Source organism: Microbacterium sulfonylureivorans, assembly GCF_003999995.1.
Classification (GTDB): domain Bacteria; phylum Actinomycetota; class Actinomycetes; order Actinomycetales; family Microbacteriaceae; genus Microbacterium; species Microbacterium sulfonylureivorans.
In genome coordinates this window covers 875,517-892,272 of the sequence record NZ_RJAD01000001.1, presented here as the reverse complement: position 1 = coordinate 892,272, position 16,756 = coordinate 875,517, and the positions used below count along the sequence as shown (strand labels likewise).

Annotated in this window: 16 protein-coding genes; 9 read left to right on the top strand and 7 right to left on the bottom strand. The window is 66.8% G+C overall.

Annotated elements, in window-relative coordinates; genetic code table 11:
• Positions 1-5 precede the first annotated feature (5 nt).
• The 3 genes from EER34_RS04025 to EER34_RS04015 are packed head-to-tail and all read left to right on the top strand — an operon-like array spanning position 6 to position 3,900.
• The gene (locus tag EER34_RS04025; protein WP_205791354.1) at positions 6-1,142 is read left to right on the top strand and encodes a glycoside hydrolase family protein; all 1,137 of its coding nucleotides are present in this window, start codon (positions 6-8) and stop codon (positions 1,140-1,142) included.
• Positions 1,143-1,144: 2 nt separating this feature from the next.
• Complete coding sequence (locus tag EER34_RS04020) at positions 1,145-2,839, top strand: dihydroxy-acid dehydratase (RefSeq protein ID WP_205791352.1); 1,695 nt, start codon at positions 1,145-1,147, stop codon at positions 2,837-2,839.
• Positions 2,836-3,900 carry an alcohol dehydrogenase catalytic domain-containing protein gene (locus EER34_RS04015; RefSeq protein ID WP_127473259.1) on the top strand — a complete coding sequence of 355 codons (1,065 nt, stop codon included), beginning with the start codon at positions 2,836-2,838 and terminating at the stop codon, positions 3,898-3,900. Before EER34_RS04020 ends, EER34_RS04015 begins: the two co-directional genes overlap by 4 nt.
• Before the next feature lie 177 nt (positions 3,901-4,077).
• On the opposite strand, the gene EER34_RS04010 is transcribed toward EER34_RS04015, so the two are convergent.
• Together EER34_RS04010 and EER34_RS04005 are read right to left on the bottom strand one after the other, a co-directional pair.
• Positions 4,078-5,037 carry an alpha/beta hydrolase gene (locus EER34_RS04010; protein ID WP_240642106.1) on the bottom strand — a complete coding sequence of 320 codons (960 nt, stop codon included), beginning with the start codon at positions 5,035-5,037 and terminating at the stop codon, positions 4,078-4,080.
• A gap of 178 nt (positions 5,038-5,215) precedes the next feature.
• Complete coding sequence (locus EER34_RS04005; RefSeq protein ID WP_127474277.1) at positions 5,216-6,271, bottom strand: LacI family DNA-binding transcriptional regulator; 1,056 nt, start codon at positions 6,269-6,271, stop codon at positions 5,216-5,218.
• Positions 6,272-6,478: 207 nt separating this feature from the next.
• On the opposite strand from EER34_RS04005, the gene EER34_RS04000 reads away from it, so the two are divergent.
• The 4 genes from EER34_RS04000 to EER34_RS03985 all read left to right on the top strand — a co-directional run bounded on the left by EER34_RS04000 (position 6,479) and on the right by EER34_RS03985 (position 10,645).
• Positions 6,479-7,834 carry an ABC transporter substrate-binding protein gene (locus EER34_RS04000; protein WP_127473258.1) on the top strand — a complete coding sequence of 452 codons (1,356 nt, stop codon included), beginning with the start codon at positions 6,479-6,481 and terminating at the stop codon, positions 7,832-7,834.
• A 4-nt stretch (positions 7,835-7,838) separates the two neighbouring features.
• Positions 7,839-8,801, top strand: coding sequence for a carbohydrate ABC transporter permease (locus tag EER34_RS03995; RefSeq protein ID WP_127473257.1), 963 nt, complete (start codon positions 7,839-7,841; stop codon positions 8,799-8,801).
• Complete coding sequence (locus tag EER34_RS03990; protein ID WP_127473256.1) at positions 8,798-9,622, top strand: carbohydrate ABC transporter permease; 825 nt, start codon at positions 8,798-8,800, stop codon at positions 9,620-9,622. Before EER34_RS03995 ends, EER34_RS03990 begins: the two co-directional genes overlap by 4 nt.
• A gap of 93 nt (positions 9,623-9,715) precedes the next feature.
• Positions 9,716-10,645 carry a glycoside hydrolase family 68 protein gene (locus tag EER34_RS03985; RefSeq protein WP_127473255.1) on the top strand — a complete coding sequence of 310 codons (930 nt, stop codon included), beginning with the start codon at positions 9,716-9,718 and terminating at the stop codon, positions 10,643-10,645.
• A gap of 191 nt (positions 10,646-10,836) precedes the next feature.
• Here the strand turns inward: EER34_RS03985 and EER34_RS03980 are convergent, their stop codons facing one another.
• A complete protein-coding gene (locus tag EER34_RS03980) occupies positions 10,837-12,471 on the bottom strand; it encodes a SulP family inorganic anion transporter (protein ID WP_127473254.1) in 1,635 nt (544 codons plus the stop codon).
• Positions 12,468-12,848, bottom strand: coding sequence for an ArsR/SmtB family transcription factor (locus tag EER34_RS03975; protein WP_127473253.1), 381 nt, complete (start codon positions 12,846-12,848; stop codon positions 12,468-12,470). Before EER34_RS03975 ends, EER34_RS03980 begins: the two co-directional genes overlap by 4 nt.
• A 150-nt stretch (positions 12,849-12,998) precedes the next feature.
• Here EER34_RS03975 and EER34_RS17400 point away from each other — a divergent pair, with 150 nt between their 5' ends.
• Positions 12,999-13,172: a hypothetical protein gene (locus tag EER34_RS17400; RefSeq protein WP_164743438.1), complete on the top strand. Its 174-nt coding sequence runs from the start codon at positions 12,999-13,001 to the stop codon at positions 13,170-13,172.
• Between the two features lie 403 nt (positions 13,173-13,575).
• Here the strand turns inward: EER34_RS17400 and EER34_RS03970 are convergent, their stop codons facing one another.
• Genes EER34_RS03970 through EER34_RS03960 form a run of 3 tightly spaced genes read right to left on the bottom strand, consistent with a single transcriptional unit; the run spans position 13,576 to position 15,076 of the window.
• On the bottom strand, positions 13,576-13,908 hold the full coding sequence (locus EER34_RS03970; RefSeq protein WP_127473252.1) for a DUF202 domain-containing protein: 333 nt from the start codon (positions 13,906-13,908) through the stop codon (positions 13,576-13,578).
• A complete protein-coding gene (locus EER34_RS03965; RefSeq protein WP_127473251.1) occupies positions 13,905-14,282 on the bottom strand; it encodes a YidH family protein in 378 nt (125 codons plus the stop codon). The genes EER34_RS03970 and EER34_RS03965 overlap by 4 nt, the downstream gene beginning before the upstream one ends.
• The gene (locus EER34_RS03960; RefSeq protein WP_127473250.1) at positions 14,279-15,076 is read right to left on the bottom strand and encodes a glucosamine-6-phosphate deaminase; all 798 of its coding nucleotides are present in this window, start codon (positions 15,074-15,076) and stop codon (positions 14,279-14,281) included. The genes EER34_RS03965 and EER34_RS03960 overlap by 4 nt, the downstream gene beginning before the upstream one ends.
• 114 nt (positions 15,077-15,190) lie before the next feature.
• Here EER34_RS03960 and EER34_RS03955 point away from each other — a divergent pair, with 114 nt between their 5' ends.
• Positions 15,191-16,756 (top strand): ABC transporter substrate-binding protein, encoded by a 1,566-nt coding sequence (locus tag EER34_RS03955; protein ID WP_127473249.1) that lies wholly within the window; start codon positions 15,191-15,193, stop codon positions 16,754-16,756.

Here is a 16,756-nt window from a genome sequence, read left to right as displayed (position 1 = left end):
GCGCCATGACCGGCTTCACCCCACCCTCCGCGATGACGCGCACCGAGGCCCTCGCCGCGATCAGCGCACGTGCTTTCGAGACCGCACGCGCGGAGGCACCCGGATTCCCCCACACCGCGAGCCCCGACGGCGAGTGGACGATGTCGGCGGACGGCGACTGGACGGGCGGTTTCTTCGTCGGGCAGCTGTGGCTCGCCGCGCGCGACGGAGCCGATGCGGAGGCGAAGGCCCTCGCGACCCGGTGGGCGCTGCGCCTCACGCCCCGCGTGGAATCGCAGACGGTGTTCCGCGGCTTCCTGTTCTGGTACGGAGTGGTGATCGGACTCGCCGGCGACGACGATGAGCGGCTCACCGACGCGGCGCTGGCGGGGGCACGGGCGCTGGCGGCTGATCGTAACCCGCACGCCGGGCTCATTCCGCTGGGCCCCGCCGCGGAGGAGGCCTCCGATGTCGGTGCGGGTGAGACGAACATCGACGGAGTTCCCGGCACCGTGCTCCTGCTCGACTGGGCCGCCGCCGCTTCCGGCGACGAGTCGCTGCGTCGCACCGCACTCGAGCACGCGAGCGGCCATCGCCGGATGTGTATCCGCGACGACGGGGGAGTCATCCAGTCCGCCTCGTTCGACCCGTCGACGGGGGCCCTCATCCGTCGATACACCCACAAGGGATACTCCGACGACAGCGTGTGGGGCCGCGCGCAGGCGTGGGGGCTTCTGGGCATGACCCACGCCGCCGTTCTCGATCCGGGCGAATTCCTCGACACCGCGCGCGCGGTCGCGGACTGGTGGATCGAGCGACTCCCCGCCGACCAGGTCGCACGCTGGGACTTCGACGATCCCGATCCGGCGGCCCCGATCGACACCTCGGCGACGGCGATCGCGGCGGCGGCGCTCCTCAAGCTGGCGGCGCTCGACCCGCGAGCGCCGGGCAGGTACCGAGCGACCGCCGAGAGCTCCGTCGACGCGCTGGTGAGAGGTCATGTCGCGCCGCCGGGCGCGGGCCGCGGCGCAGGCATGCTCCGGCACGGGTGCTACAACCGTCGCATCGGCGTGGCCGTCGACGACGAGCTCGTCTGGGGCACCTACTACCTCACCGAGGCACTCGCCTCGCTCAATGGCCGTATCGACATCTCGAGGATCTAATCGTGCTGCGCAGCAATTTCGAAGAGGGAACGACGCGCTGGGCCGTGCGGCGGGCGCAATGGCGTGCGCTGGGGATCAGCGACGACGAGATGCTCCGACCGAAGATCGCGGTGGTGAACTCCTCCTCCAGTCTGTCCAGCTGCTACGGCCATCTCGATGAGACATCCCGGGTCGTGCAGGAGGCGATCCGCGAGGCCGGAGGTCTCGCCTTCGAAGTGCGCACCACCGCACCGAGCGACTTCGTGACCAGCGCCGGCCGCGAAGCGCGGTACCTGCTGCCGACCCGCGACCTCATCGTCAACGAGATCGAAGTGATGGTCGAGGGCGCCCAGCTCGACGGCATCGTATGTCTCTCATCCTGTGACAAGACGACTCCCGCCCACCTCATGGCCCTCGGGCGACTGAACCTGCCTTCGCTGGTCGTCATCGGCGGGTACCAGGGCCACGGCTTCTGTGCGGGTGCGCCGGTGGACATCGACGACGTCTACGAGTCGGTGGGTGCTGTCGCCGCCGGGACGATGACCGTCGACGAGCTCACGGACCTCACCGAGAACGCGATCGTCGGACCGGGCGTCTGCGCCGGACTCGGCACGGCCAACAGCATGCACATGGTCGCCGAGGCGCTCGGGATGGCGCTTCCCGGAAGCGCACCGGTGCTGGCGGCGAGCCCGCGGATGTATGAGCGCGCTGAGGCCGCGGGCAGGAGGATCGTCGAGCTCATCCGCGAGGATGTCCGCGCGCGTGACGTGATCACGGCGGCCGCGATCGACAATGCACTGCGCGTCGTCGTCGCCGTCGGCGGATCCATCAACACCATCCGCCACATCACCGCGATCGCGGCGGAGACGGAGCTGCCCATCGATGTCGTCGCGCGCCTCTCGCAGCTGCAGGGGGAGGTGCCCCTCCTCGCCCGTGTGAGACCCAACGGCGCGCATCGTGTCGCCGACCTCGAGCGCGCAGGCGGCTGCGCGGCCGTCCTCGCGCAGCTCGGCTCGAGCATCGACGGGTCGGCGCTGTCGGTCGCGGGCGGCACGATCGCGGAGCACCTTCCGCCGGCGGACGCGATCGACGCCGCGGTCGTCCGGCCGATCGCTGATCCGGCGGACGTCCGGGGCGGGATCGCAGTGGTGCGCGGCAACCTCGCCCCGGACGGTGCCCTCGTCAAGCTGGCCGCGGTGCCACGCGATCGAGTGCGATTCGAGGGACCCGCACGTGTGTACGAGACGGAGTCCGCGGCCATGGCCGACGTCCGCTCGGGGGCCATTCGATCCGGCGACGTCCTCGTGCTGAGGGGGATGGGACCGCGGGGCGGTCCCGGGACCGTGTTCGCGGCAGGTCTCGTCGCCGCGCTCGTCGGCGCACGCCTCTCGGCGCACGTCGCCGTGGTCACCGACGGCGAGCTGTCGGGACTCAACAGCGGGATGACGGTGGGTCAGGTCATGCCGGAGGCCGCCGAAGGCGGACCGCTCGCGGCGGTCGAGGACGGCGACCGCATCTTCATCGATCTTGCCGAGCTCGCGGTGTCGGTCGATCTGATCGACGAGACGATCGCGGAGCGACTCGCCCGGCTCGCGACCGTTCCGCTTCCGGAAGCGCCGCGTGGGTGGCTGTCGATGTACCGGGAGCTCGTCGCCCCGATCTACCGGGGAGCGGTGCTCGTGCCGCCGCCGGCGGTGACGACGGCGGGTGACTCATGACGACACTCGCACGCGGACTCGTCGTGCGCGAGCCGGGCGACGTCACCCTCGAGGAGATCACGATCGCCGACCCCGCTGCCGGCGAGGTGCTCATCCGCGTGGAGGCGACAGGGATCTGTCATACGGATGTCGCGTGGGCTGCGGGGGCGCTCTACTCGGAGTTCCCTGTCACTCTGGGACATGAGACAAGCGGAACTGTCGTCTCTGTGGGCTCCGCGGTAACTCGGATCGCTGAAGGGGATCGGGTCGTCGTCGCGCTCACGCATCATTGCGGCCACTGCCTCCATTGCGAGTCCGGGCATCCCATGCTGTGCGCCGCACGCACGGTCGCACATCCTCGATTGACGTGGGGTGGCGCTGCGCTCGCGCAGGGATTCGGGGTATCGGGCTTCGCCAGCCATGTGCTCGTCGGCGAGTCGAGCTGCGTGCCGGTGCCCGACAGCGTTCCGCTCGAGGTCGCCGCCCTCGTCGGCTGTGCGATCGCCACGGGAGTCGGGGCGGTTCTCAATGTCGCTCAGGTGACCCCGGGTGCTCGAGTACTCGTGATCGGCGCCGGCGGCATCGGCCTGTCGGTGGTCATGGGAGCGACGGTCTCCGGGGCCGAGCAGATCGTCGTGATCGAGCCGAGCGACGTCCGCCGCGCACACGCGAGGCGACTCGGAGCGACCGATACGCTCGCGGCGCCGTGCGACGAACTCGCCGATCTCGCGGGGGACGGTTTCGACTACGTCTTCGAATCGGCGGGTCTGGTCTCGACGATGGAGCAGGCCATCGCGCTCGCTCGTCGCGGAGGAACGGTCACCCTGCTCGGTGCCCCGCCGCCGGACCAAGAATTCCGCGTCCCGGCGCTGGACTTCGTGGCCAGCCAGAAGCGACTGCTCGGCTGCATCACGGGCGATGTCAGTCCGGTCGTCGACTTCGACCGCTACTTCCGGCTCTACAGTCGCGGACTCCTGCCGCTGGATGCGCTGATCACGTCGTCGATCACGCTGGACCGAGCGGCCGAGATGCTGATAGCCGGAGCACCACCGGGCGAAATCCGTGTGGTCGTCCGCCCTTAGCTCGGGTCGTCAGCACTCGAAGTCCACGCCGCGCGCACCCAGACGGTTCAACATTGAGGGCGTGCTGGGGTTCTCCGATCCGCTCTACCAAGGCTTCCGGACCGGTTTCGCGCCAGCCGAGCTTTTCGGCGTGCGCGTGTCTCACGTCGATGTCACGATGATCGAAGCGGAATCGGCTCACCGCGGCTGGTCGAGCAGCCGTTCGAGCCATCGCACCCGCGCTGTCCGGGCATCCCGCGAGAGCGGTGCTGCGGGCACGAGTGCATCGAACCCATGCGCGCCGCCTGGCCATACGTGCAGCTCGGCATCCCCACCGGCGCGCCAGATGCGCGTCGCGTAGTCGATGTCTTCGTCTCGGAACGTCTCCGCCGACCCGACGTCGATGAACGTCGGAGGAAGGCCCGAGAGATCCACCGCGCGTCCAGGTGCGGCATAGATGGGGACCTCACTGCGCGGGATGTCACCGAGGTACGCAGACCAGCCGGTCTCATTGGCGGTACGGTCCCAAGCTCCGACGCCTGCCATCTGCCAGCCGGACTCGGAGTCGTTGCGGTCGTCGAGCATCGGGCAGATGAGCATCTGTCCCAAGAGGTGAGGGCCACCCCGGTCGCGCGCAAGGAGCGCGGCGGCCGCAGCAAGACCCCCTCCCGCGCTCACGCCGTCGATGACGATCCGATCGGCATCCAGACCAAGGTCGGCCGCACTCGCTGACAGCCACTCAAGACCGGTGTACACATCCTCGACTGCTGCGGGGTAGCGGTGCTCAGGCGCAAGACGGTACTCGACTGCTGCGATCGCCGCGCCGACCTGCACAGCCAGAGGAGCAAGCGACGGCAGCACGTCATAGGCCGTGCCGAGGACCAGGCCTCCACCATGGACGTGATAGATGACAGGAGCCGGCGCGGTTGCTGAGCGCGGGCGGAGAAGCACGATCGTCACCTCACCGTCCAGCCCCATGCTCCGATGCCGACTGAGCTCGAAGGAGCCGTCGAGTGTGATCTCCGACTCGCTGTACGTGATCATCTGCCTGCGCAGTCGGGGGATCTCGTCCGGCCGCATCGTCGTGACGATGTCGTCGCGTGTGGCCAGCGCGTGGGCGACGTCGGGGTCGAACGGCGGACGGGACGGCGTACCCACGGGCCCGAACGTGCTGTTCGTGTGATGCGACTCTGACAACGGTGTCTTCTCCAATGACGATGCTAAATCGGGTTAGCATCCATCATCGTGGGGTAACGGAAGCGCGATGTCAAATAGTCGAGCGAACGCGATCGTGGCAGGCGCGCCATCGGGGGTCGCGAACGGACGCAGTCCGCGATCAGATGGCAGCGACGGTGAGCGGGGTTGCGGAAGTGAGGTCCCGGACGGAACCTCTCCGGCGAACGGGCATGGGCAGGCGCTCGATCACGGGAGCGTGCTGGTCGTCATCCGCCAGGAGAATTTCGAGCGCGCGGCGGCCGAGTTCGTGGTGTGGAATCGCGAAGGTCGTCAGGCCCGGATGGAGCCAGCTCGCGAGCTGATGGTCGTCGAACGACACGATGGAGAAGTCCTCGGGCACGGACAGCCGCGCCTCGGCGATCGCCTGGTAGGCGCCGAAGGCCAACCGGTCGTTGAACGTGATGATCGCACCTCTGCGGATGCCGGAGGAGATCAGCTCGGCGGCGGCTGTCCAACCATCGGCGGGAAGCCAGATATGGCGAACTGTGCCGCTTGCTGCAGTCAACCCGGCGGTGTGCAGTTCGTCGAGGATTCCGGCGAGGCGCTCCCGGGCAGCGACGGTTCCTCGAGGAACATCCGACAGCGCGGGGCCGGCGCCGATGAGGTGGATCTCCGTATGCCCGGCCTCCAGGAGCAGCCGGGCCGCCTCGCGTCCTGCGGTGTACTCGTCCGGGATGACGGCGGGCGCAGTCCGTCGATGATCAGTCGGCAGGGTGTTGAGGAGCACGACCTTCTTGCCCGTCAAGGATTTCGGCAACGAGCGTTCACGGGTGAACATCGACGCCAGGATGAGCCCGTCGACCTGCCGATCGAGCATCGCCTCAATGAGTCGCTCCTGCTCCTGCTCATCGCCTTCGGACTCGCCGATGAAAAGCAGATAACCGTGCCGACGTGCGCCCTCGAGCGCGCCCTTGATCATGTCCGACGCGAGCTGCGAGGTCGCGACAGTGTCGGAGATGAAGCCGATCGTGCGAGTGGTTCCGCTTCGAAGGCTGGCGGAGAGCATGTTGGGGCGATAACCCAGCTCTGCGGCAACCCGGCGAACGCGTTCCTGGGATGCTTCTGCGATACGCAGTTCGTCGCCGCGGTCGGACAGAACGAGTGACGCCGTCGTTCGCGACACGCCCGCTGCCTGTGCGACGTCAGCGAGAGTCACACGGGTTCTGCTCACGGGTCGCCTTCCTTTCTCGCGATACTAGCGAGCCCCTTCGCACACCAGCCTTGAGCGGACGGCACGCGGTTGACAAGGGCTGGCCATGTGCCGCATGATGACCATGCTAACCCGATTTAGCATGTGCTCGACTGCACCGGGCGATCACATAAACGACAACGCGGTTTCTGGAAGGGGACACAGGTGTCTCACATGCAAGAACTCTCAACTCGTCCGCTCGTGCTCTTGGGAGTGATGGCTTTCTCGGCGGCAGCCCTGACCGCATGCGCCCCTCCCGGGGGCACCGCGTCGCCCGAGGCTACGAGCGACACGGACTTCGGCGCGGACGGACCCGACTGCGGTGACGAGGACGTCGTTCTGGACGCCTACTTCGAGACCGGCTTTCCGCTCCCCACCGCGCTCACCGAGGAATTCACCAAGCAGTTCCCCAACGTCACCTTCGACATCCGCGAGGATCAGTTCGCGGTCATCACCCAGAACGCGCCCCGTGTCCTGCAGGATTCTCCGCCGGATCTCATGCGTCTCCCGCAGATGTCCGAGCTGGCATCGGACGGACTGCTGCTCAACCTGGACCCGTACGCCGAGGCGTTCGGATGGACCGATTGGCCGCCTTCGCAGCTGGAGCAGCTTCGCGTCAACGATGAGGGCAGACGCGGCGACGGACCGCTGTACGGGATGGGGCTGAACTACTCCATGACGGGCGTGTTCTACAACAAGGAGCTCGCGGAGCAGATCGGGCTCACCGAGGCGCCGAAGACGCTGGACGAGCTGGACGCGGCCCTGCAGGACGCCAAGGACGCGGGACTGGTCCCGATCGCGCAGTTCAATGGCGGAGCGACCGGCGGCCTCGCGTTCCCGCTGCAGGCGCTGATGGCGTCATACGGAGACCCGGCCGCGATCAACGAATGGATCTTCCAGCAGCCGGACGCCACCATCGATACCGCGGAGAACCTCGCCGCCGCGGAGCATCTCCAGAAGTGGATCGATGCCGGCTTCTTCGCGGAGGACATCAACTCGCTGGACTACGCACAGATGATGAGCAGGTTCATCGGGGGCGAGTCGCTCTTCATCTTCAACGGCGACTGGGAGTCCGGAAACCTGGACAACCAGATGCCGGGTAACGCGGGCTTCTTCCTCATGCCGCCCCTCGAAGAAGGTGGATCGATCGGTGCCATGTCCGCACCGCTGACCTACGGTGTCGCGGCCGCCGCCGAAAACCCGGACTGCGCCGCGTTCTTCCTCGATTGGACCGCCACGAACGACGAGGCGCGAGCAATAGCGGTCGAGGTGGGCGGATCTCACCCGATGGGACCCGCCGACGCGTTCATGCCTCCCGTAGAGGAAGGTTCGACGACCGCGGCGACCCTGGACGCCGGCGCGGCCCTGAGCGAGGCGAACGGCGCGATGGACTTCATCGCGAACGCCACCGGGGCGATCTACGCTCAGAGCTGGACGCCGAACCTTCAGAAGATGGTCGCCGGCGAACAGACTCCGGCGGGGATGCTCGAGTCCGTTCAGGCCGACTACGAGAGCCAGGTCGGGAACTAGTCCGATGGCCGTTGTTCCAGCAGCTGCTGCGCCGGTGATCGTCACCGGCGCAGCAGCACCCTCCCAGAGTTCGCTCGAGCGGATGCGTCGGCGGCGACGAGGCATCCGCAGTCTGAGCGCATATCTGCTCGTCCTGCCAGCCGCGGCCTTCTACTTCTTCTTCGTACTGAGGCCGATCGCGCTTTCTGCCCAGTACTCCTTGTATGAGTGGAACGGGATCGGTCCGGCGACGTGGGTCGGTCTCGAGAACTACGTCGAGGTCTTCAGCAATCCGAAACTCGTCGGCTCCATCCTCAACGCGTTCGAACTCATCCTGTACTTCAGTGTCATTCCGGTCGCCATCGCGTTGTTCGCCGCGAACATGATCCGCGCGATCGCGACGAGCAGGCTCGCCGGAGTCTCGCGCACCGTCTTGTTCCTTCCCCAGGTGATCCCGCTCGTGGCGGCGGGGATCATGTGGAGCTGGCTGCTGTCGACCGACGGCCTCGTCAATCAGCTCTTGCGGCTCGTCGGGCTGGGCGGATTGACGAGAGCATGGCTCGGCGACTTCGACACTGCGCTGCCGGCGGTCGGCATGATCGGCGCGTGGGTTCTGGTGGGGTTGTGCCTGGTGCTCATCCTTGCGGGCATGACCAAGGTCGACCCCGCCTTGTACGAAGCAGCCCGCATCGACGGAGCCGGCCCCGTGCGTGAGTTCTTCGCGATCACGCTCCCGGGTGTCCGTCAGGAAGTAGCGGTCTGCGTGACCGTCACGGTGATCGCCGCACTTGCCAGCTTCGACATCATCTACATCACCACCCAAGGCGGGCCTGGCGACAGCACGCTGGTGCCGGGCCTGCAGATCTTCTACCTGGCTTTCTATGAGCGAAACATCGGCACGGCGTCCGCCTTCGCGATTGTGCTGATGTGCCTCGTTCTCATCGTCGTCCTCCCGCTCCAGCGCATCCTCCGAGGTAAAGAGTCGTGATCGTCCCCGCACGCGAAAAGTGGACGGGTCGCATCCTCCTGATCATCCTGATGCTCGTCACGGTGGTGCCTTTCATCAGTCTGTTCGTGACGGCGCTTCACGAACCGGGCACGTATCCGCGCGGCCTCGAGTGGCCAGAGACCCCTCACTGGGACAACTTCGCGGTGGCCTTCCAGGCAGCGAACATGTGGGCGCTCCTCGGTTCGAGCGCACTCATCGAGCTGGCAGTCGTCCCGACCGCTGTCATCATCGCGACGCTCGCAGGGTTTGCGCTCGGCCATCTGAAGCCTCGAGGCGGCCAGATCGTGTTCGTCCTCTTCGTGCTCGGGCTCACGCTGCCCTTCGAGGGCATCATCACTCCGCTCTACTTCCAGATCCGCGAGCTCGGCATTCTGAATACTCGTTGGGCGATCATCCTGCCGCTCATCGGACTGTTCATGCCGTTTGCGGTGATGTGGATGCGCGCTCATTTCGTCACGATGCCGACAGAACTGTCAGAAGCCGCGCGTGTCGACGGCGCTACGACATGGCAGCTGTTCTGGCGGATTCACATGCCTCTCTCTGCGCCGGCATTGTCCTCGCTCGCGATCCTGCTCTTCCTGTGGACGTGGAATCAGTTCCTGCTCGCCATCGTGCTCGTCAACGACCCGGAGAAGCGAACGATGGCGGGAGCTCTCGGGGCGTTCCAGGGGCAGTACGGAACCGACATCCCGCTGCTCTGCGCAGGATCGCTCTTGATCCTCACGCCGACGCTGATCATCTTCCTGATCTTCCAGCGCCAGTTCGTGACAGCACTGATGCAGGGATCGCTCAAAGGCTGAAGCATCCCACGACGGCACGACCGGATAGGACCGAGCCGCCGCTTCACACTTCACCGGGCGAGCGATCGCCGCGAACCGAATTGAGAGACGCACATGGCGTTCAGCCTCGACAACCACTGGGTCTGGGACTTCTGGGTCGCCGATCCAGGGGACTCCTTTCATCTCTTCTACCTCCACGCGCCGAAGTCGCTTGGTGATCCTGAGCTGAGGCATCGGAACGCGCGGATCGGTCACGCGACCTCGACGGACCTGATCGAGTGGACAGACCACGGGGAGGTGCTGGCGCCTGGGCCCGCAGGGAGCTTCGATGCGACTGCCACGTGGACCGGATCGGTCGTGCGTGGTGATGACGGGCTGTGGCGGATGTTCTACACGGGGGCGGTGTTCCCCTCGGCGACAGGCATGGCCAACGTGGAGTCGATCGGCGTCGCCACCTCCACTGACCTGCACACCTGGACGAAACAGGAGTTCGTCCTGCGCGCCGATGAGGCTCACTACGAGAAGCTCGGCGACAGCGCGTGGCCAGAGGAGGCCTGGCGTGACCCCTGGGTGTTCCAGGATCAGCGGGACGGCAGTTGGCACATGCTGATCACGGCGCGGGCAAAGGGCAGCGGCGTCGCCGGCGGAGGCGTGATCGGCTACGCCCAGTCGACAGACCTGGAGCGATGGACCGTGCGCCCACCGTTGTCGCCCCCATCAGCCGTCTTCCCTCACCTCGAGGTGCTGCAGGTCGTGGACGTCGGAGGAAAGTCCGTCGTCGTGTTCTGCGGCGCGCGCACAGCGGACGAGAATCGCACCTCGGATGCTCCTGCCGAGGGGGTGTGGGCGGTCGAGGCACCCGGCTTCCCTGCCGCGGTTCGGGTGGACGATGCTCGTCTCATCGCGCCGGCGCCCTACTACGCCGGACGCATTGTTCACGATCGCTCGGGCGCCCCGGTTCTCCTGGCTTTCATCGGGTCGCCAGGTTCGGACACACTCCTCGGCATCGCCGACCCGATTCCCATGGCAGGCGTGTGGCCATGACCACACACGCAGCGGAACCGGCGGCGGGGCACAGAAGCGAGGTTCTGGTCGTCGGGGGAGGCACGCTTAGCCTCGTTCAAGATTGCCGACAGACCCGCGCGCTTGGGTGAGGCACCTGGGCACGTGACACTGGACGCGCGTATCGGAGAGCAGGCATCGAGAGCATGATCGACGGCCGATCCGGTGATCGCTCAGAGGTGTCCGCGGCGGACGTGGCTGCGCGCGTGTTCTATGGCGGTGGGCAGGTCGGTGAACAGGTGGTTCTGGTGACGGAGCGAGGAGATGACGCCGACGCGGGTTGCGACGCGGATGTGGCGGTCCTGAACTCCTTTGATGAGTACGGTGATGTTCCTACGTTCCAAGGATTGGACGAGTTCGGTGATCACGCGGGCGCCGGTCGCGTCGAGGACTTGTAGTTGGGATAGGCGGAGGATCACGACGGAGACGTTGGTGATGTGGTTGATCTCGTCCATCATCCGGTCGGCGGCGCCGAAGAACAGAGCCCCGTCGAGGCGGAACACGGCGATCTCGGCGTCTTCGAGCTCCGCGGGTTCGGAGATTTCTTCGCGGTGGACGCCTCCTGAGGCGGCAAGCGAGCGGAGTGCGAAGAAGCCCGCGCCTGCGATTCCGATCCCGACCGCGACGATGAGGTCGAATGACACGGTGACGATGGCGGTGGTGACGAATACGATCGCGTCCGATCTGCTTGCGGAGATCACGCTGCGCACCGTGGAGGGGGAGATCATGCGCGTCGCGGTGACCATGAGCACCCCGGCGAGGGCGGCCAGCGGGATTTGTGACACCGCGGTCGTGGCCAGGTAGACGACGGCAAGAAGGATCAGCGAGTGCGTGATCGCGGCAAGTCGGGTGTGAGCGCCGGAGCGGACGTTCACGGCGGTCCGGGCGATCGCGCCGGTCGCCGGCATCCCCCCGAACACCCCGGACGCGACAGAGGCGAGGCCCTGTCCGACGAGTTCGCGGTCGGCGTCGTAGGGGCCGGTGTCCGAGATGGAGGCCGCGACTCGGGCGGACAGCAGCGACTCGATGGCGGCGAGAGCGGCGACGGTGAGCGCGGGCCCGGTGAGCGCAGTGAGCAACTCGACGCTGACAGGAGGAATCGCGGGCGCGGGCAGCGCGGACGGCAGTTCCCCGATCCGATCGATAGGCAGGCTCGCGACCGCCGCCGCGATCGTCACGATGATGATGGCGATGAGCGATCCCGGGAGGTGCCGGCTCAGGCGGGGAACGAGGATCATCGTGACCATGACGGTCGCTGTGATGGCGATCGCCCAGCCTGCCTCGGGCAATGTCATCGTGGGGAGCGCTTGGAGCGTTGCGACGAGCGCATTGCTGCTCGGCCCGGGAGCGGTGCCGAGCGCGGCGGGGACCTGCTGCAGAAAGATGATCACCGCGATCCCCAGGGTGAATCCTTCGATCACCGGCCACGGGATGTAGGAGACGATGCGACCGATTTTGAGGACGCCGGCGGCGACCACGAACACGCCTGCGAGCACGCTCAGCAGAGGTACGACCCCGGGGCCGTGGAGCGCGACGATCGGTCCGAGCACCACCACCATGGCTCCGGTGGGGCCCGAGACCTGCACGTTGGACCCGCCGAACACCGCGGCGACCACACCAGCGATGATCGCGGTGACCAAGCCGGCCTCGGGGCCGACACCGGAACTCACTCCGAACGCCAGCGCCAACGGCAGCGCGACGATCCCCACGGTGACCCCCGCGACGAGGTCGCCGCGCCAGGTCCGCGGCAGACTACGGTAGTCCGCGGTCCCCGGCAGGAGCGGTGCGAGGTAGCTTCTCAGGTTCACCGCGGTTCATTCGCCCACGAAGCGAGCGTGGGGAGGCTGTTGGTGTCCTGCAGCTGCCGCTTTGTCTGGGTGAGGATATCCACCAGCAGGCTCCGTGCGGCCCGGAGAAGGTCTGCGACCTCGGGGAACGCGGGTCGGTAGAACACCTGGCTGCCCCTGCGCTCCGACACGACGAGGTGGTGCTTGCGTAGTACTGCCAGATGTTGAGAGAGATGCGACGCCTCGATGTGGAGTTCCTCCATCAGGGCGCTGACGGCCACCTCGTCACTCGCCGTGAGGATCTCCAGGATGCGTACCCGAACCGGATGCGCCAGGCCTTTGAAGAGGTTTGCCTTTACCTCGTACAGGGGACGGTCTTCGCCCAGCAAGCTCTCCACCTCAGTCTCCCTCCGCGCGGCCTCCGCCTCGTGCAACGATGGCGGGTCAATGATTTGATAAAGTCATCATGTCACGCCAACGACGCGTGAACCAGACGCCGACGTAGTCGACGTCTCCTGGGGCCCTCTCTACCGCACTGTGAGGAAGACATGGCAATCGCTGCGCAGTTCCTGCTGTTCCTGGTGCTCTTGGTTGGAGGAATCGTCCTTGTCGGATTGGCTCAGGGTGCGCCCGTGCTGCCTGGACTGATCTTCGTCGCGGGGATCGTCTCGTTCTCCCTGGCGTTCATCGTCCCGATCGCCATCGGACGACGCGGCATGTGACAGCCGTTGGGGGCGGCCCGGTAGGCGATACGGCCCTGATATCCCGTCCCCCGCTCGTCGATCGGCGGCCACGGGTCGTTCACGCTGGATCCTCGTGGGAACGGTTCAGGAAGGCGTGAGGCGGACCACGCACATCAAGGATCGCTGTCGAAATCTCGAATCGCGCCGGGGTATGGACTCGGACCGACACAGTCCGGCCCTCCAGGCGTATCACCGACGCCTCTGGACCATGGCGCTTCCGAGTGGTGACGGACCTGAGCCGCTTTTCGGACACTCTGGTCTTGGTCGGATCGCCCGTCTTTGCGACGGCTGTCGCCGCACGCGATGAAGACGGACGGCGTCGCGATAGGTGGGCCGCCCGATCCGTGGTGTTGTCGAGTGCGGCGACGCTGCAATGGCGCCGCTATATCAAGGCGAGCACTGCGGCGCCGAGTGCGCCGAAGCTCGAAGCCGCGATAGCGGTATTGAGCGTCGTCTGGCCGATGTGTGCGGCGAAGCGGGGAGAAGCCCCGCTGATGGCCGCGAGGTTCGTGGCATGTCTGCGCGCGGATGCACGGAACATGTAGAAGGACGTGACGATGCCGATGCTCACCGAGGTGGCTGCGAGCAAGGATGTGGGTTCAGCCGCTCGGGCGGTGATGAGCGAGCACCCGAGTACAACGAGCGCGGTCCGACGCCAGGAGAGCAGCGTGCGCTCGGCTTGTCGTCCGCGGTCGGCGGCGGGTCGTGGCGTCATGGCCAGACACTCGCTGCGAGCGTGAGGGCACCGGCCGCGACGATCGCGACCGCGATCGCGACGCTCATGGTTCCGGGTCGCAGCGGTCGCTCGCGACGGAGTGCTCGTTCGTTGGCGGCCCAGTCATGCCACGCGAGGAGGGGGATGCTTGTGCCGGCCGCGATGAGTATGGTCGCAGCGATGGCTCGGAGGATGGGGTTCAGGTCGCCGCCGAGGAGTTCGAGGGCGACTCCGCCGGCGGTGAGCGCCAGCGCCGTTCGTATCCATGCGAGATAGGTGCGTTCGTTTGCGAGGCTGAAGCGAGGGTCGGGTTCCGAGCCGTGATCGAAGACGAAACGGGGGAACCTCCGCGGCGGCTGCGTGCTTCCTGTCATGCGACGGAGCCGTGCGGGGCGCGTCGGTGCTGCGCCTGCTGAGCGTGGAGGTAGTAGTCGCGATGCTGAAGCCGTGAGGCAGCGGCGTCGTCCACGATCACGGTCACGTGCGGGTGCAGCTGTACGGCAGACGCGGGGACGCGGGCGGTGACCCCGCCCTCGATCGCTTCGGCGATCGCGTTCGCCTTCTGCTCCCCGAACGCCATCAGTATGAGGTGACGTGCTTCGAGGATGGTCCCGATCCCTTGCGTGATCGCGTGGTGGGGCACGTCGTCGGGAGAAGCGAAGTAACGGGCGTTGTCATCCCGCGTTCGCGCGCTCAGCGTCTTGATGCGCGTGCGGGAGCTGAGGGATGACCCTGGCTCGTTGAAGCCGATGTGTCCGGTCGAGCCGATGCCGAGGATCTGGACATCGATGCCGCCCGCCGCCCGGATGGATGCCTCGAACGCGCGCCCTGCGTCGGTGGGGTCGGACGGATGAGGTTCGGGCACGAGGATGTGCTCGGCTGCGACTCCCAGCGCGGGTGCGATCTCGCTGTCCACGGTCGCGCGATAGCTCGAGGGATGCCCGGGCTCGAGCCCGAGGTACTCGTCCAGTGCGAATCCCCGGACGCGGTCGAGCGCGACACTGTCGCGGTCCGCCAGCTGTCCGATGAGGCGATAAGCCAGGAGCGGGGTTGCCCCGGTTGCGACCCCGAGAACGAGGTCGGGCTTCGCGTGCGCGGCCCTCAACACCAGATCGGCGACGACCGCAGCAGCGTCTCCCGGGTCTGCGAAGATGTTCACGTCTGCCATGAAACTCCCTTTCATCACGTTGCTGGTTGAAATTTTCACACAAAGTGTTGACCCATGGAAGAGAATTTCATAAGCTCCCCACATCCCGATCCCTCCACGAAGGAGCACTGAGAGATGACCCGTCCATCGTCCGGAGCACAGCGTGCTGTGCGGTGGGTGCGAGGAGCCGCGATCGCCACCGCCGTCGCGGTCGTGCTCACCGGCTGCGCCGTCGCCCAAGCCAACCCCGGCGGTTCCGCCGCCCCGTCCGCCGAGCCCGTGGAAGGCGGCACACTGCAGGTCGCCGCCGCGGCAGACGCCCAGCCCCAGTTCGTCATGGCCAACCGCGCCGGCAACTGGTCGTGGCGTCGACTGGTCTTCGATTCGCTCATCCAGCTGGACAGCGACTCGCAGCCCCAGGCCGTACTCGCAACCGACTGGTCGTACGACGACGACCGCACCCAGCTGACCCTGACGCTTCGGGACGGTGTCACGTTCCACTCCGGTCGTCCGTTCACCGCCGACGACGTCGTCTACTCCCTCGACCAGGTCAAACTCCCCGCCAACGCCTCGCAGCTGGCGGGTGTCGCCAAGAACATCGAGACCGTCACGGCGACGAGCGACACGGAAGTCGTCATCGACCTCGCCGCGCCGAGCGACAGCCTGTTCGACCTGCTCGACCTGACTCCGATCGTGGACAGCGAGACGTGGGCATCCATCGCCGATGGCAAGGAAGTCATCGGAACCGGTCCATTCACCTGGGACGAGTGGGTTCCGGGCGCATCCCTGACGCTTCAGAAGAACGACGAGTATTGGGCCGACGGTGGCCCGCACCTGGACGAGGTCGACATCTCGATCATCTCCGACCCGACCGCGCTGCAGTCTGCGATCAAGGGCGGCGCGGCCGACGTTGCGATCGGCATGGCGCAAAGCGACGTGATGCGACTCGCCGACGACCCCGCCTACGTGCTCGAGAACGCCGGCGGCGTGTTCTACCCCTTCGGCCTCGACGTCGAGCAGGCACCGTTCGACACGGCCGAGGCCCGCCAGGCTCTCGGTTATGCGATCGACCGAGAGCGCATCAGCGACCAGGTCTTCGGCGGGGATGCCCTCCTCACCGACCTGTGGTGGACTCCCGGAAGCCCCGGCTACCCGGCCGACCTGGAACAGCACTTCCGCTACGACCCCGAGAAGGCGCGAGAACTGCTCGAGTCCGCAGGCGCGGCCGGCGCCGACCTCACGATCACCTACGCCAACCTGCCGGTCATGAAGAGCCTGTTCGAGATCGTGCAGAACAACCTGGCAGAGGTCGGGTTGAACGTCACGGGCGAGGCGCTCGATCTCCCCGACTACGACAAGCGTCAGGTCGAAGGGAGCATCGGCCAGTCGTTCCTGCTCCTGCACGGCATGGTGGGCTTCTCGTCGGCGACCCTCATCGACGCGATGCCGTCGATCCGCACGGGGAATCCGTCGCACTTCGACACCCCGGAGTACAACGCGTTCAAGGATGCCGTTCGCGGCGCCGACGACTCCACCCGCGAGGCGGCACTGACCGAACTGAGCGAGTACATGCTCGACCAGTCCTTCAGCCACATCATCGCCGTCGCCCCGCAGTACCACGTCCACGCCGCCGACCTGCAGGGCCTGCAGGTCGTCTCGCTCGGAAGCCTCGTCGCAACCGACGCGTACCTCTCGGAGTAA

Coding starts and splice junctions, on each gene's coding strand:
- EER34_RS04025 (WP_205791354.1), top strand. CDS start 6: ATGACCGGCTTCACCCCACCCTCCGCGATGACGCGCACCGAGGCCCTC.
- EER34_RS04015 (WP_127473259.1), top strand. CDS start 2,836: ATGACGACACTCGCACGCGGACTCGTCGTGCGCGAGCCGGGCGACGTC.
- EER34_RS04000 (WP_127473258.1), top strand. CDS start 6,479: ATGCAAGAACTCTCAACTCGTCCGCTCGTGCTCTTGGGAGTGATGGCT.
- EER34_RS03995 (WP_127473257.1), top strand. CDS start 7,839: ATGGCCGTTGTTCCAGCAGCTGCTGCGCCGGTGATCGTCACCGGCGCA.
- EER34_RS03985 (WP_127473255.1), top strand. CDS start 9,716: ATGGCGTTCAGCCTCGACAACCACTGGGTCTGGGACTTCTGGGTCGCC.
- EER34_RS17400 (WP_164743438.1), top strand. CDS start 12,999: ATGGCAATCGCTGCGCAGTTCCTGCTGTTCCTGGTGCTCTTGGTTGGA.
- EER34_RS03970 (WP_127473252.1), bottom strand. CDS start 13,908: ATGACGCCACGACCCGCCGCCGACCGCGGACGACAAGCCGAGCGCACG.
- EER34_RS03965 (WP_127473251.1), bottom strand. CDS start 14,282: ATGACAGGAAGCACGCAGCCGCCGCGGAGGTTCCCCCGTTTCGTCTTC.
- EER34_RS03960 (WP_127473250.1), bottom strand. CDS start 15,076: ATGGCAGACGTGAACATCTTCGCAGACCCGGGAGACGCTGCTGCGGTC.
- EER34_RS03955 (WP_127473249.1), top strand. CDS start 15,191: ATGACCCGTCCATCGTCCGGAGCACAGCGTGCTGTGCGGTGGGTGCGA.